Here is a 15,055-nt window from a genome sequence, read left to right on the forward strand (position 1 = left end):
AATTACTCTTCCTGATAGCCTAAACTGGCTAACGCACGCTCATCATCAGACCAACCAGAACGGACTTTAATCCAGAGATTCAACATTACTTTATGTTGAAACAAGTTCTCCATATCAATACGTGCTTCTTTGCCAATAAGCTTAATCTTATCACCACGTTCGCCGATAATGATCCGCTTTTGGCCATTACGTTCAACTAAAATCAGCGCACTGATGTGAATTGCCGACTCTTCGTAAACAAACTCCTCAATCTGCACCGCGACTTCATAAGGCACTTCTTGACCCAGTTGGCGAGTGATTTTTTCACGCACAATTTCAGCGGCCAAAAAACGAGAGCTGCGATTGGTAATCTGATCTTCAGGATAAAATTGCACCCCTTCTGGGATATAACTTTCTACTAAACGCTCTAACCGGTCCAGATTTTTATTGCGCAGTGCAGAAATAGGGACAATCTGCGCAAAGTTCATACGATCAGACAAATTCGCTAGGCGTGGTAATAAATCTTCTTTCTGATCAAGCTGGTCTACTTTATTCACCACCAAAATAACTGGGCAGCGTGCGTGTTTTACCTTCTGAAGAACCGCTTCATCTTCCTCAGTCCAACGATCTGCATCAATCACAAACAACACCACATCGACATCTTTTAATGCGGCCGAGGCCGTTTTATTCATAATGCGGTTAATAGCTTTTGTCTCACCCAAATGCAAACCTGGGGTATCAACATAAATCGCCTGAACATGACCTTCGGTTTTTACACCAAGAATCTGATCGCGTGTTGTTTGCGGTTTACGTGAAGTAATGGATAGTTTTTGACCTAGTATGTGATTAAGCAAAGTCGATTTACCCACATTTGGGCGACCAACAATGGCGATATAACCACAGTGCGTAACTTCAACTTCAACGTCAGACATTTTTCTTTTCCAATTTTTTCAATGCTTTCGCAGCGGCAATTTGCTCTGCGATTCGGCGGCTATTGCCCTTACCTTCAATGGCTTCTTCACAGAGTTCTATAAAACAATGTACATAGAAAGTCTGATCGTGTGGTTCACCCACAATATTCACCACATCATATTGCGGCAGCGCGTGCTTACGCGCTTGTAAATACTCTTGTAAGAGCGTTTTCGAGTCTTTAGTCACTCCCTTTAAGGAAATAGCATCCAAACGTGACTTATACCATTCCAGAACATGCTGGCGACACACGTCCATACCAGCATCCAAATACATAGCGCCAATAATACCTTCAACGGTGTCTGCTAAAATAGAATCGCGCCTAAAACCACCGCTTTTTAATTCACCTGCACCCAATTTAAGATAGTCACCTAATTGGAACTCACGTGCTAATTCAGCCAGTGTATCCCCCTTGACCAGTGATGCTCGTAAACGACTTAATTCGCCCTCTTTGGCTTTTGGAAAACGATGAAAAAGATCCTCAGCAATCACGTAGTTAAGGATAGAATCGCCCAAAAACTCAAGGCGCTCATTATTTTTCCCACCAAAACTACGGTGCGTTAGCGCCAGCTCAAGCAGTCCAAGGTCAGCAAAAAAGTAACCAATTCGCCGACTCAGCTTCTGATACGATGAACTCAAAATTTCTCCAAAAAATATTTATTCAATCAAACCGTTATTTTTAATGCTCGGGATACTAAAAAAATCATCCCAATGCAGCCACACATAAAAAGCACGGCCTTTCATATTTTCATCTGGCACAAAACCCCAAAATCGGCTATCTGCGCTATTGTCTCGATTGTCCCCCATCACAAAGTAATGTCCTTCAGGAACAACCCAGTCTCCTTCATGAGGCGTAAATCGAAAACTATTATAAATGTTGTGCTGTACACCACTTAGATTTTCTTTAAACAGCTCAACAGGCTCTTGATCTGGATTCAAAGAAACCGGTAACTTAGCCAAAAACTCTTTGCTGATTTTTTGCCCATTCACCGTCAATATTTTATCGTGATAACTCACTTTGTCACCGGGAAGACCAACTAAGCGCTTAATGTAGTTTAGACTAGGATCTCGTGGATACTTAAAAACAACCACATCACCACGTTCAGGCACTGTAGTCGGAATAATAGTGGTATTCAAAACAGGCAAACGAAGGCCATAGTCAAACTTATTGACGAGAATAAAGTCGCCTATTTTCAAGGTAGGCAACATAGAGCCAGATGGAATTTGAAAAGGCTCTACAACGAGTGAACGAAGACCAAAAATTACCGCAATGATGATGAAGTAAGACTTCACTTCCACTACAAATTTAGGTGTTTCTGCTAATCGTTGTTGCGCATCCTTGTTGATAGCGCTTCGAGTTTCCGGCGCCATATTAGCCAATACTGCTTTTCGTTTAGGAAAATACACAATGCGATCGTAAACCCAGAAGACACCAGTCACCAAAAACGCTATGGCCAGTATCAATTCGAAATCAAAACCCATACTTCATTTCTCCATCAAGGTGCGCATTAGCACACCTGTTGATTGTCTGGCTAGCTATCCAGTTGCAAAACCGCAAGGAAAGCCGATTGAGGTACTTCCACATTCCCCACTTGCTTCATGCGCTTTTTGCCGTCTTTTTGTTTCTGTAAGAGTTTCTTCTTACGACTTACATCACCGCCGTAACACTTGGCGATAACGTTTTTACGCAATGCTTTAACCGTTGTTCGAGAAATGATTTTTGCACCGACTGCACCCTGAATCGCCACATCAAACATTTGACGAGGAATCAGTTCTTTCATTTTTTCACACAGAGCACGCCCTTTATATTGCACGTTGTCTTTGTGCATAATGAGCGCCAATGCATCAACTCGCTCGCCATTGATCATGATGTCCAAACGGCATAATGGAGCAGCATTAAAGTGAGAAAAGCTGTAATCCAAAGACGCAAAACCACGGCTACAAGATTTCAATTTATCAAAGAAATCCATCACCACTTCGTTCATCGGCAATTCATAACGCAGTTGCACTTGTCGGCCAACATATAACATATCTTTCTGAACGCCACGTTTCTCTATACACAAGGTAATCACATTGCCTAAGTATTCTTGTGGTACCAATATATTGGCTTCCACTATTGGTTCGCGCATTTCTTTGATAGTGCCAGGATCAGGCATTTTTGATGGGCTATCTACATTGACAATCTCACCATTATTCAATTCGACTTCATACACTACCGTCGGTGCTGTGGTGATCAAATCCAAATTGTATTCACGCTCTAGGCGCTCTTGGATGATCTCCATGTGTAGCATACCTAAGAAACCACAACGGAAACCAAACCCAAGGGCATCAGAACTTTCTGGTTCGAAAAATAAAGATGCATCGTTCAATGTCAGTTTATTCAATGCAACTCGGAAGTCTTCAAAATCATCAGAGCTAACCGGGAAAACACCCGCATAAACCTGCGGCTTCACTTTTTGAAAACCTTTTAATTGGGCAACATCTGGAGTAGAAGCATGCGTGATGGTATCACCAACGGGAGCACCGTGAATGTCTTTAATACCGGCCACAACATAACCCACTTCACCCGCTCTTAGGACGCCCGTTTCTTTGCGTTTCGGTGTGAAAATACCCGCCATGTCAACTGGGTGAGCTTGTTTGGTCGATTTGATGAAAATCTTATCTTTTTTCCGTAACGTACCTTGCTTGATACGAACAAGGGAAACAACGCCTAAGTAGTTATCGAACCAAGAGTCAATAATCAACGCTTGCAGCGGCGCATCTACATCACCTTCTGGTGGTGGAATTGTCGCAATCAAGCGCTCTAGAACATCGTCTACACCCACACCTGTTTTTGCGGAACAAGTCACCGCATTCATAGCATCGATACCAATAATCTCTTCGATTTCGGCACAGACACGTTCGGGCTCGGCTTGAGGCAAGTCAATTTTATTCAGAACAGGCATTACTTCAAGGCCCTGCTCTATTGCGGTGTAGCAGTTAGCAACCGATTGAGCCTCTACACCTTGAGCGGCATCAACCACAAGTAAAGCCCCTTCGCAGGCGGCAAGGGACCGAGAAACTTCATAGGAAAAATCCACGTGCCCAGGCGTATCGATGAAGTTCAGCAGATACGTTTTCCCGTCTTTCGCATGGTAGTCTAACGTCACACTTTGGGCTTTAATGGTAATACCACGTTCACGCTCAATATCCATTGAGTCAAGAACTTGAGCGGACATTTCTCGCTCACTCAAACCTTCACAGATTTGAATAAAACGGTCTGCTAAGGTCGATTTTCCGTGGTCGATGTGCGCGATGATACTGAAGTTACGTATGTGCTTAAGATTATTAGAGGACACTATTTACTCACACTTTAAAAGCGATACTTGAATGATAACCTGTTGATAAATCGGTCGGATATGCACATTTTTCAATGTAAATGTGACATAAACTAGTTCGCATCATGATATCGACCTAATTAAAAGAGTTATCAACACGTTTTCAGGATAGAAATTGGCGTGCATTCTACCGAAAATCGAGCAAGGACTCCATTTATTTCAAAGATCAACCGCGTTAGAGTCGATACCATTGATACAAGCGCGATCTTTACGGTAAAACAATGCCTCTCTCTTTTAGAATACGCTCGACAGTATCCACGGTTGCCTGAGTATGAGCATCGATTTCTAGGTTCACTCTATCGCCGAGCGTCAAGGAACCAAACGTCGTCAATCTGAGTGTCTCTGGGATCAAAGAAACTTCCAACCAATCATTACCAATGTCGCTGATCGTCAAACTAGAACCATTTAATCCGATGTAGCCTTTATTAAATAAGTAACGTCTTGCGTCTACCTCGTTTTGACGGTCTGTGGTGAAGCGAATATGAACACTTTCTTCTATTTTTTCGATCCGCGACACAGACACGGACGTCATGATATGGCCAGACATAATATGCCCACCCACTTCATCCCCCATTTTTGCCGCGCGCTCAAAATTCACGATATCGCCAATTTGCAATAGACCAATATTTGTCAACGCTAACGTGGTATCAATCACATCGAATGTCAGCACATCATGACCAATTTCTGCCACAGTAAGACAAACACCATTGATCGCAACACTTGCACCAAGCTGCTGCCCCAACATAACCCCAGTAGGAAATACCACGTCTAGACGCTTATTACGTCCAATTTGACTGGCTGCTTGAACCGTCGCGGTGCCCTGAACAATACCCGTAAACATGAAATCTCCTCATTGGTAAGTAATATATGAGCTATTCTAGCTAAATAACGTACGCTAAATCAAAGACTGAAGAAGAAATGAACACCTATGATGAAAGCGGCATAACGAGTGGCTTTACGTGAGTTATCATAGATTCACCAAGAGGGTTATCCACAGGTTACGGGGATAACCCTCTTGGTGAATCTATGATAAAACCAAACCCTACTAATGCGACTCATTTATGATTTTTCAAGCCGCACCAAGACAATAGCTTAATATAGGTCGTCCAACCTCATCGAAAGTTACCCCTCCAAGGTTAACTCAGAAACAAAAAAACCGCTCAAAAGAGCGGTTTTCAATAAGAATAAAACCTAATCCTAAGTCACTTAGACATGGCTTCAATCATGCCTTGTGTGACTAACGTAATACCATCGGAGTTACGATAAAAACGAGCAGCATCAGCAATAGGATCTTCACCGATAACCGTCCCTTCAGGAATGCAACAATCCGAATCAACGACCACTTTCGTCAAACGACAATAGCGGCCTATGTCACAACGAGGAAGCACGACAGACTTATTCACATGAGAAAAAGAATTTACTCTCACATTGTTAAATAAAATGGATTGTTCAACCGTTGAACCTGAAACAATACAACCCGCCGACACCACCGAGTTCAGCGCCGTGCCAATACGTTCTTCGTAATTGTAGTTGAACTTGGCCGCTGGTCGTTGGTATTGAGCGGTTCGAATAGGCCAATCTTCATCGTATAAATCCAACTCAGGAACCAAACGGGTCAAATCCATATTGGCTTCCCAGTACGCCGTCAAGGTACCAACGTCACGCCAATAAGGGGTGTCAGGATAGCTTTTGTTATCGATGACACTCTGAGAAAAGTGATGCGCTTTAATCTTACTACGCCCAACAAACAACGGAATCAGATCTTTACCAAAATCATGACTGGAGTCCTCATCACGGGCGTCGGACCGCAGGTTTTCCGACAAAAATTTGGTATTAAAAATATAAATCCCCATGCTAGCAAGAGACACATCGGGGTTGCCTGGCATAGTTGGGGGATTGGAAGGTTTCTCTTCAAAAGCAATAATATTATCGTTTTCATCGACATGCATAATACCAAATTGATCCGCTTCCTTCAGAGGCACCTCTATACAAGCAACCGTAACATCCGCACCACTTTCAATATGATCCTGTAACATGAGACTATAGTCTTGTTTATAAACATGATCTCCCGCTAGGATCAAAATATATTCGCTTTCCAACCCGTCTATCATACTCAAGTTTTGATAAACAGCGTCCGCAGTCCCTCGATACCAATCACTACCTGTTTGCTGCTGAGCAGGCCAAAGCTCAATGAACTCATTAAAATCTGAACGTAAGAAGTTCCAACCTCTTTGCACATGCTGATTCAGAGTATGAGATCGATATTGAGTCAGAACAGCAATGCGCCGCATCCCTGAATTGATACAGTTAGAAAGTGGAAAATCAATAATCTTATACTTACCAGCAATAGGCACTGCGGGTTTAGAACGATTATCCGTCAATTGTTTTAATCTTGAGCCACGTCCACCGGCTAAAATAATGGACAAAGTTTTCATACGCGCCGTATTTAAATCCATGTGATGCCCTTAAAATTTTTATCAACACACTCTATTAAGTTTCATTTAGGTATACTCTGATCGTTATTCCAAATCAATAAGATGCCCAACAATGAAAATACTATTTGCAGCCTCTGAAATTTACCCCTTAATAAAAACCGGTGGACTGGCCGATGTTGCTGGCGCGCTCCCTGTTGCTTTAAGAAACAAAGGTCACGATGTCAAACTCATCATGCCAGCTTACCGAGGCATACTTGAAAAGGTAGCGCCTATTCAAAAGAGTATCAACCTAGGAAATCCTTTTGGAGTCGGTGATTTGCTCCTTCTTGAGACTCATATACCAGAAAACGATACACCTATCTGGCTGCTACAATGCCAAGCGCTTTACGAAAGAGAAGATGGCCCATATGTCGATAAACATGGCATAGACTTTACGGATAATCATATACGTTTTGCCGCGCTATCATGGGCCACCGCTACATTAGCCTTACATGGCGACCTAATGGACTGGCAAGCCGACATACTCCACCTAAACGATTGGCAAACAGGCTTTGCGGCGGCTTATTTAAAGGAGTGGAAAACAGAACACCTTCCCATTGTCACGACCGTTCATAATTTACGTTATAACGGCAGCTTTGATATGGATAAATTTGTCGACACACATTTATCACCTGAATTACTCAGTATCCACGGAATGGAATTTTATGGTCGCTTCTCTGGGCTAAAGGCAGGACTAGTGTATGCCGACGCCATCACTACAGTGAGCCCAACCTACGCACAAGAAATATTAACACCTGAATATGGCGATGGTTTAGATGGCACACTACGAGCGATGCAAGAGAAGCTCTCTGGTATTTTAAATGGTGTCGATTACGACCAATGGTCTCCAGAAAAAGACACGCTGATTCCACATAACTATGACGTAGAAAGCCTCGATCAAAAGCAAGCAAACAAACTCGCTTTATTACAAGAGAACGGCTTATCAGAAGACACCAGCAAACCTGTTTTTGGTGTCGTAAGCCGACTAACAGAACAAAAAGGGCTAGACCTAGTTTTAGAGGTTATGCCAGCACTATTGGATAAAGGCGCACGGCTTGTGGTTCTTGGATCAGGAGATAAACATTTAGAATCTGGGTATTTAGCACTACAAAAAACCTACCCTGAACAAGTAGCGGTTCGCATCGGATACTTCGAAGACTACTCTCATCGAATTCAAGCCGGTATCGACGCCCTTCTCATTCCATCTCGATTCGAGCCCTGCGGATTAACTCAGCTTTATGCTCTAAAATACGGAACATTACCGGTTGTAAGACACACTGGCGGATTAGCAGATACTGTATTTGAGGATGCGGTACTTGGGGATGCTGTACCTGGGAATGAAAAGCGCGCCAATGGTTTCGTCTTTAAAGAAGCCAATGCAGAGTCTTTAAAATCAGCAATGGAACGCTGTATGGAATGCTTCAATGACACTGAGAAGTGGCAGGAAAAGCAGAAAAACGCGATGAGATACGATTACAGCTGGGACGTAGTGACAGATCAATGGATCAATCTATATCAATCCCTGCTCAATAAATAACTTGCTCAATATAGTAATAGTACAAGTAGGGAGGCCGCGGCGACGCCCTCTCTACCATTCTACTTTAACGATAAATCTACGCGGCTACGAGCTTCCCACGTTTGCACTCCATCAACCAGCGCCTTTTCAGTAAAACCATCTTGCTTCATTTCCTGCAAAGCAATCGCAATACGACGCTTAACACTACTGTCATTACAAGATGACTTCTTAGACATAGTCAAATACAAACCTTCGCTGCTAATGTTAGGCATCACAGGAACAATCGTTTCCGACAAATTCATCATAGTGGCATAAGCGTAAGCGGGGTTTTTTTCATACAAAACATAATCTACTCGATCCGCTTCTAGCATGCGTAAAGCTTGCGACAAACTCGCTACCGCTAATATATTAAGTTTACGCTGAGCATACTGGTCGAACTCTTGACCAAAGCTATTATTAATAACGGTGACACCCCATTTTCCTTCTAAATCTTCTTTTTTATTAAATAGAAACATCTTATCTTTACGCTGCCAAACCACACTCGTCGTATGCAACATCACTGGCGTAAAGTAATCCATATAATCCGCACGCTCATTGGTATAAAAAGCGCCTGCCATTAAATCAATTCGACCATTTTTTACTTCGGTTTGGGCGCGAGACCAAGGACCAGCATGGATAAGTTTAATAGGAATATCAATACGCTGACTTAGCTCATCAATAATAAAACGATTAACGCCGTTTAACTCAATGGATGTTGGGCTCTCCCGCCACAAAAAAGGAGGGTATTCTGAGTTTCCCGACGCGGTAAGAGAGGTACACGACGAAGGTTGAGATGGAACCCCTTGCCCAGAAGCAACGCCTGTATAGAAAAAAGTTACCGTCATCAAACAGCTAATCATGTATGTATGCAGTCGCATATAGCACTACTTCCTTACAAGTAAAATTAAAACAACAAGTGACACTTTTTCTTTTGCAAATAAAAATAATGCTAGATTCCAACGAGCACCTGACCAACTCTTTACTGCAACCTTTTACAAAGTAACCTTAAACTCTATGCTCGTAAAGGCATGAGGGAAATAAAAACCACTAAATTGTTAATTTTCAATAACCTAAGAGGCAATGTAAGAAAAATCAATTACCAATCAACTTTTTGCTTTCCATCTGACTAAATTTAAAAAGGCCAGAAGCAAGAGCTGCTTTCTTTTGGTTCCGTACCTAAAATAAAAGCGAGCGAGACCTTATTCTCACAGCGATCAGCCGCCATCTCAAACTTATTGTCTAATACATTGAATCTTGCTGCACCATTGGGCAAGCCATCAGGTAATGATCTAGGATTTACATTTTTAGTGAAATCAATCCATACTTTCTGAGCGCCACTACTGCCAGTAATACTTAATGGTACGTTATCATCGTCACCAAGCCAGACTATAGAAGAATAATCACCCGTAATCCCTACATACCAACTGTCTTTTTGCTCATTAGTCGTGCCTGTTTTCGCTGCGAAATTCAAATTTGGAAAAGCCGCTTGAGCCGCTCGGGCGGTACCAATTTTCGGTGTTTTTGTCATACCGTCCAGCGTTACCGCCAATAAAGCATCCGTAAAAGGCACATCATTTTTACGATCAAAGCGTTTCAACAACTGATCATTTTGATCCATCACGGCAAGCACGACACCAAGTTCACTGCTCCTTCCCTGAGAAGCAATAGGTTGATATAAGCGCGACACCTCAAATGGGGATAACTCCAACGCGCCTAACGCCATCGCTGGATGCATCGTAAAGGAACGCTTTACTCCTAACTGACGTAAGGTATCTCCCACGCGATCAAAGCCAATTTGTTGTGCTAATGAAACAGTCGCCAAGTTATAAGATTTCGCCATAGCCTCATAAAGGTGCACAACACCATGGGTCTTTCTATCGTAGTTTTCTGGCTCCCAAATCTGACCACCAACATTAAAACGTAGACGTTTGTCTTCGATTTTTGTCCACCAAGTGTAGCGTCCTGTTGCTAAAGCAGATAAATAAAGCGGAGGTTTAACCAATGAACCAATCGGTCTGACCGCCCCTAGAGCACGGTTAAACCCTGTATAGTGCTGACCACTAGACCCTACAACGGCACGCACTTGACCTGACAATCTGTCGGTAACCACCATAGCGCCTTGCAGTCCCTTCAACTTAGGGTCCCGCTGCTCTAACGCAGCCACTTGACGTCGCATGGCAATACTCGCCGCTCGTTGAGCACGTATATCGACACCGGTATAAATGCGTAAATTTTTTGTCGCCAACGTGGCTTCATCAAAATCTCGTGACAATTGCATCGCCACCAAATCCAAATAATCACCATAAACAGAGCGCTCTTTTTGCTTACTGGCAAGACGAATAGGTTGCTCTATTAAGCGTTTGTAGTCTGAATCAGATAAGCGCCCTTGATCTTTTAATACCGCCAATACCGTATTACGCCGAGCTTTTGCTCGGTTTGGAGAGCGTTCAGGGTTATACAAAGATGGACCTTTTACCATGCCCACTAAAAGAGCAAATTCATCAAGGTTAAGCTCATTCACTGGACGGCCAAAGAAATGCTGGCTAGCCGCTGCAAACCCGTGCAAAGCACTGCTGCCTAATTGAGCCAAATACACTTCGTTCATATAAGCGGTAATAATGGCTTCTTTCGAATAATGATATTCAAGTAATAGACTCATCACGACTTCGGTCAGCTTTCGAGTGTAAGTTCGCTCTGAACTCAAATACATATTTTTAACGAGTTGCTGGGTCAGCGTTGAGCCACCTTGACGACGAGAACCATGTGTAAAGTTGACCACCACCGCACGAGCAATACCCGTCAACGAAATCCCCCAATGATGGTAAAACTCCTGATCTTCTACCGCGATCAAAATAGCTATTAAAGGCTTGGGGATTTCATCGTACGTTAAGATTTGACGGCTTTCGGTGTTGCCGCCGTACAAGAAGCCGATGCGCTGAGGTTCAATTCGCGCCTCATCTATTTCATCACCGTTTAAGGCTTGAATGACTAAACGTCCATCTTGAAAAGAAAAAATACGTCTTTCACTTTCATGAAAGCCAAGGTGGTCAACATAGGAACGCAAATGCGCACTGACTTTTGTCCGACTGCGAGCGGCCCATCCTACTTTCTGGCTGTTTCGGCCAAATCGATAGCCAGTTTCTTCCAAAAGGTTTTCGAGGTCCTGCTTTTTCCAAGGTGCACCGCTTATCAAAATGATAGGCGCACTGTAAACTTCTGATGGAACTTGCCATTTTTGTCCTTCGAAACGACTAACAACCTGACCGTTTAACCACCACACCCAACCAGCAAAAGGAATACTGGCCACCAAACTAAAAATAACCCCCCATTTAAAAAGGATACGAAATATCCTCTTCAAAAAAGAAGATTTAGGTGTTTTTTTCGCTTGAGTCAATGACTTACGTGAAGATTTTACTGGAGTTTTTCTAGGCATAGCGGGCTAGTATAGGGAGCTTGTTGCACGCAGGCAACGATCAAAAACGAACTAACTTAATTCTTACATATTGACTCATCTATCGCGGCGCTTTAGAGTCTTTGCTCACGGAAAGTTTATTTAACTGACATTTTCCTTAATTATATTCATTAAGTCGGCATTAGAATTGAAAGAAAACACCACGAGAACGCGGTTACTATAAAAACCACCCTAACTCGCATCATTATGGAAAGCGTCAATTCTGTTGAAATAAACAACATTAATTATAAAAAAAGTGCGGTAATCACGTGTTTAATAAGCATCTTATACCTAATACGCAAAGCCTTCCTGAAGGCAAAGCGCTGAATATCACAGTAGAAAAATATAACTTCTTAGTCACGAAGCAAAAAGGGCAAATTATTGTTTATGAAAACCTTTGCCCGCACCAAAAGAAACCTTTAAATTGTTCTTCTAACTCTGTGCTAGATGAAGAAGGAGATTATTTAAAATGCCATCACCATGGCGCCCTTTTTTCTCCACTAGACGGCACTTGCATTATTGGCCCTTGCATAGGCAGCCATTTGAAAAAGGCTACGGTCGGTATAGAGCAAGGGAATTGTTATTTATTACTGGCTTAGTAGTATCGCCTTTCAACTTGGATCACATAAAAAAGCATGACGGACAAAACGCTTTTAGTTGCTCAATATACTCAAATGTATGCTAAGAAAATTGTTCTATCTGCCATGTTTTTTTGTATATTACTTAGCCCTTCTCACTCTCTTGCAGACACCTTACGCTTAGCCGTTGCGTCTAACTTCATCTCACCAATAAAGCAGCTTGCAACAAAGTTCGAGCGAGAAACAGGACATTCGTTACAATTGTCGTTCGGTTCTTCAGGAAAATTTTTCGCACAAATTAAAAACAATGCACCATACGATATTTTTCTTTCTGCAGATTTAACCAAACCACAAATCCTCATCAAAGAGCAACTCGCGCTACCAGACAGCTTGATCATTTATGCTAAAGGACAATTAGCACTTTGGTCAATAAATCCCCTTCCTGAAATCCCCTTGAAAGACGCTATTTTAAGAGCAAAACGTATTGCCATCGCCAACCCAAAATTGGCACCTTATGGCAAAGCAGCGAAAGAAAGCCTACGTAATTTATCTATCTGGGACGACGTTAAAAACAAAATAGTACAAGGCGAAAATATAGGGCAGACGTATCAGTTTGTGTATTCGCAAAATGCTGAAATAGGTTTTGTTGCTTTATCACAGGTATTTGCAGGGCAAAAAAAAGGCCATTTTATAAGCGTCCCTAATGAGCTCCATGGTAAAATTAATCAAGCTGCAGTTATTCTGACTCGTACACATAATACCGAATTAGCGAAGACTTTTATGGCATTTATAATGCGTGCCGACGTCCAAGAGGAAATCCTCCAGTTTGGTTATTCCACAGAGTAAAACTAATCATGGGTAAACGCTGAATGCTATTAAGTCCAGAAGATATCGGGGCAATATGGTTAACGCTAAAACTTGCTAGCCTAGTGACTTTACTGCTTATCTTAATCAGCACCCCCATTGCTTGGTGGTTAACTCGAACTCAGTCTTGGCTAAAAGGTCCTATCAACGCGATTGTCGCTATGCCTCTTGTATTGCCCCCAACGGTGTTAGGATTTTACCTGTTACTCTTATTAGGACCGCAAGGCACCATAGGAAAACTGCTCGGTCAACTTGGGATCACGCCACTCCCCTTTAGCTTTACTGGGCTGGTTGTTGCCTCCATGGTGTATTCACTGCCATTCGTCGTTCAACCTATTCAAAACGCATTTGCATCTATTGGAGAAGGCCCGCTAGAAGCGGCAGCGACATTAAGAGCCTCACCATGGGACAGGTTTGTTCATGTCGTCATTCCATTAGCAAAACCCGGTTACATCAGTGCTGCTATTTTAGGCTTTGCTCATACTGTTGGAGAGTTTGGTGTCGTGTTGATGATTGGCGGTAATATTCCCAATGAAACCAGAGTCATTTCAGTACAGATTTACGATCATGTTGAAGCCTTAGAATACGGACAAGCTCACTCACTTTCGTTATTAATGATCGCCTTTGCTTTTACTGTCCTCGTTTTTTTATACAGCATCCAAAAACGCCAGAAAAGTAGCACAATGTCCGGTGGTTTATTATGACGCTTGACCCATCTGCTAACACTTTACACCTTCGTATTAAACAACAGCGAGAAGGCACGTCTAGTTTTATACTGGATGTCGACTTACAAATCCCAAGCGTTGGTGTAACCGCATTATTTGGCCCATCTGGATCAGGTAAAACGACGTTATTGCGCTGTATTTCGGGACTAGAAAAAAGTTCAAAAGGCCAGATAAGCCTCAATGGTGAAGCATGGCAAACTAGTAAATCGTCACTGCCTTCTCATAAGCGACCAATAGGCTACGTATTCCAAGACGCGAATTTATTTCCTCACCTTACCGCGCAAGAGAACCTACAATTTGCCATGAAACGGGCCGATAAAAATCAATCCGTTATATCCTATTCAGAGATCATTCAGCTAATGGATATTGAGTCTGTGCTTTCACAATACCCATCGCAACTCTCCGGTGGTGAGCGCCAACGAATCGCCATCGCCAGAGCGCTACTCATTCAACCTAAACTGCTGCTGATGGACGAGCCGTTAGCCGCGTTAGACGATGCCTTAAAACAAGAAATCCTCCCTTATCTAGAACAACTCTGTCAGCGTGCAAAAATCCCTATTATTTACGTCAGTCACTCATTAGATGAAGTCATTCGGTTAGCGGATTATATGGTTGTCTTAGAAAAAGGTAGAGTAATAGAAGAAGGGAAAACACAAACGTTACTGGGCAAGCTCGGTACCTCATTTTCTCGGTACCATGACGCCAGTGTTGTGATATCAGGTGTAGTCACACGACAAGAAACAGAATGGGGGCTTTCATGGATCAGTTTTGAAAACCACGTTATTGCCGTTAAGCAAGGAAATGAAAAAACAGGAGATACTCTGCGTCTAAGAATTCAATCGAAAGACGTGAGTCTATCCCTCAGTAATCACGACGATTCAAGCATATTGAATCGCTTAACCGTGACCATTGATGACATGATCACCGACTCAAAAGACCCAAGCATGGTGATGGTCAGATTACTCGCGGGCAGCACACCAATATTAGCGAGAATCACCACCTTATCAGCGCATAAATTGTCTATAAAACGAGGACTAACCATCATTGCTCAAATAAAATCGGTTGCCGTTTTATCCTAAAGCC

At 42.6% G+C, this 15,055-nt stretch carries 13 protein-coding genes; 5 read left to right on the top strand and 8 right to left on the bottom strand.

All coding sequences use genetic code 11. The annotated features are described in order from the left end of the window. Positions 1-2: 2 nt before the first annotated feature. The 6 genes from era to glgC form a co-directional block, all read right to left on the bottom strand. Entirely contained in the window at positions 3-911 is a 909-nt protein-coding gene (gene era / locus MP3633_RS13810) for a GTPase Era (protein ID WP_112137215.1), read from the bottom strand. Further along, complete coding sequence (gene rnc / locus MP3633_RS13815) at positions 904-1,587, bottom strand: ribonuclease III (RefSeq protein ID WP_176335971.1); 684 nt, start codon at positions 1,585-1,587, stop codon at positions 904-906. The genes era and rnc overlap by 8 nt, the downstream gene beginning before the upstream one ends. A gap of 18 nt (positions 1,588-1,605) precedes the next feature. After that, positions 1,606-2,430 carry a signal peptidase I gene (lepB, locus tag MP3633_RS13820; RefSeq protein ID WP_176335972.1) on the bottom strand — a complete coding sequence of 275 codons (825 nt, stop codon included), beginning with the start codon at positions 2,428-2,430 and terminating at the stop codon, positions 1,606-1,608. Between the two features lie 50 nt (positions 2,431-2,480). Continuing rightward, positions 2,481-4,286, bottom strand: a complete 1,806-nt coding sequence (lepA, locus tag MP3633_RS13825; protein WP_176335973.1) for a translation elongation factor 4 — start codon at positions 4,284-4,286, stop codon at positions 2,481-2,483. A 247-nt stretch (positions 4,287-4,533) separates the two neighbouring features. After that, the gene (locus tag MP3633_RS13830; protein WP_176335974.1) at positions 4,534-5,166 is read right to left on the bottom strand and encodes a riboflavin synthase subunit alpha; all 633 of its coding nucleotides are present in this window, start codon (positions 5,164-5,166) and stop codon (positions 4,534-4,536) included. A 361-nt stretch (positions 5,167-5,527) separates the two neighbouring features. Continuing rightward, on the bottom strand, positions 5,528-6,781 hold the full coding sequence (gene glgC, locus MP3633_RS13835) for a glucose-1-phosphate adenylyltransferase (RefSeq protein WP_176335975.1): 1,254 nt from the start codon (positions 6,779-6,781) through the stop codon (positions 5,528-5,530). A 91-nt stretch (positions 6,782-6,872) separates the two neighbouring features. On the opposite strand from glgC, the gene glgA reads away from it, so the two are divergent. Next, positions 6,873-8,336, top strand: coding sequence for a glycogen synthase GlgA (glgA, locus tag MP3633_RS13840; protein ID WP_176335976.1), 1,464 nt, complete (start codon positions 6,873-6,875; stop codon positions 8,334-8,336). Between the two features lie 59 nt (positions 8,337-8,395). Here the strand turns inward: glgA and MP3633_RS13845 are convergent, their stop codons facing one another. Beyond that, the gene (locus MP3633_RS13845) at positions 8,396-9,232 is read right to left on the bottom strand and encodes a substrate-binding periplasmic protein (RefSeq protein WP_176335977.1); all 837 of its coding nucleotides are present in this window, start codon (positions 9,230-9,232) and stop codon (positions 8,396-8,398) included. Positions 9,233-9,486: 254 nt separating this feature from the next. Further along, on the bottom strand, positions 9,487-11,787 hold the full coding sequence (locus MP3633_RS13850) for a transglycosylase domain-containing protein (RefSeq protein ID WP_176335978.1): 2,301 nt from the start codon (positions 11,785-11,787) through the stop codon (positions 9,487-9,489). 287 nt (positions 11,788-12,074) lie between these two features. On the opposite strand from MP3633_RS13850, the gene MP3633_RS13855 reads away from it, so the two are divergent. Genes MP3633_RS13855 through modC form a run of 4 tightly spaced genes read left to right on the top strand, consistent with a single transcriptional unit; the run spans position 12,075 to position 15,051 of the window. Next, positions 12,075-12,404 carry a Rieske (2Fe-2S) protein gene (locus MP3633_RS13855; protein ID WP_176335979.1) on the top strand — a complete coding sequence of 110 codons (330 nt, stop codon included), beginning with the start codon at positions 12,075-12,077 and terminating at the stop codon, positions 12,402-12,404. Positions 12,405-12,440: 36 nt separating this feature from the next. Beyond that, positions 12,441-13,229: a molybdate ABC transporter substrate-binding protein gene (modA, locus tag MP3633_RS13860; protein ID WP_176335980.1), complete on the top strand. Its 789-nt coding sequence runs from the start codon at positions 12,441-12,443 to the stop codon at positions 13,227-13,229. A gap of 23 nt (positions 13,230-13,252) precedes the next feature. Next, the gene (modB, locus tag MP3633_RS13865; RefSeq protein ID WP_112137194.1) at positions 13,253-13,951 is read left to right on the top strand and encodes a molybdate ABC transporter permease subunit; all 699 of its coding nucleotides are present in this window, start codon (positions 13,253-13,255) and stop codon (positions 13,949-13,951) included. After that, complete coding sequence (gene modC, locus MP3633_RS13870; RefSeq protein WP_176335981.1) at positions 13,948-15,051, top strand: molybdenum ABC transporter ATP-binding protein; 1,104 nt, start codon at positions 13,948-13,950, stop codon at positions 15,049-15,051. Before modB ends, modC begins: the two co-directional genes overlap by 4 nt. Positions 15,052-15,055 lie beyond the last annotated feature (4 nt).

Source organism: Marinomonas primoryensis (genome assembly GCF_013372285.1).
GTDB lineage: Bacteria > Pseudomonadota > Gammaproteobacteria > Pseudomonadales > Marinomonadaceae > Marinomonas > Marinomonas primoryensis.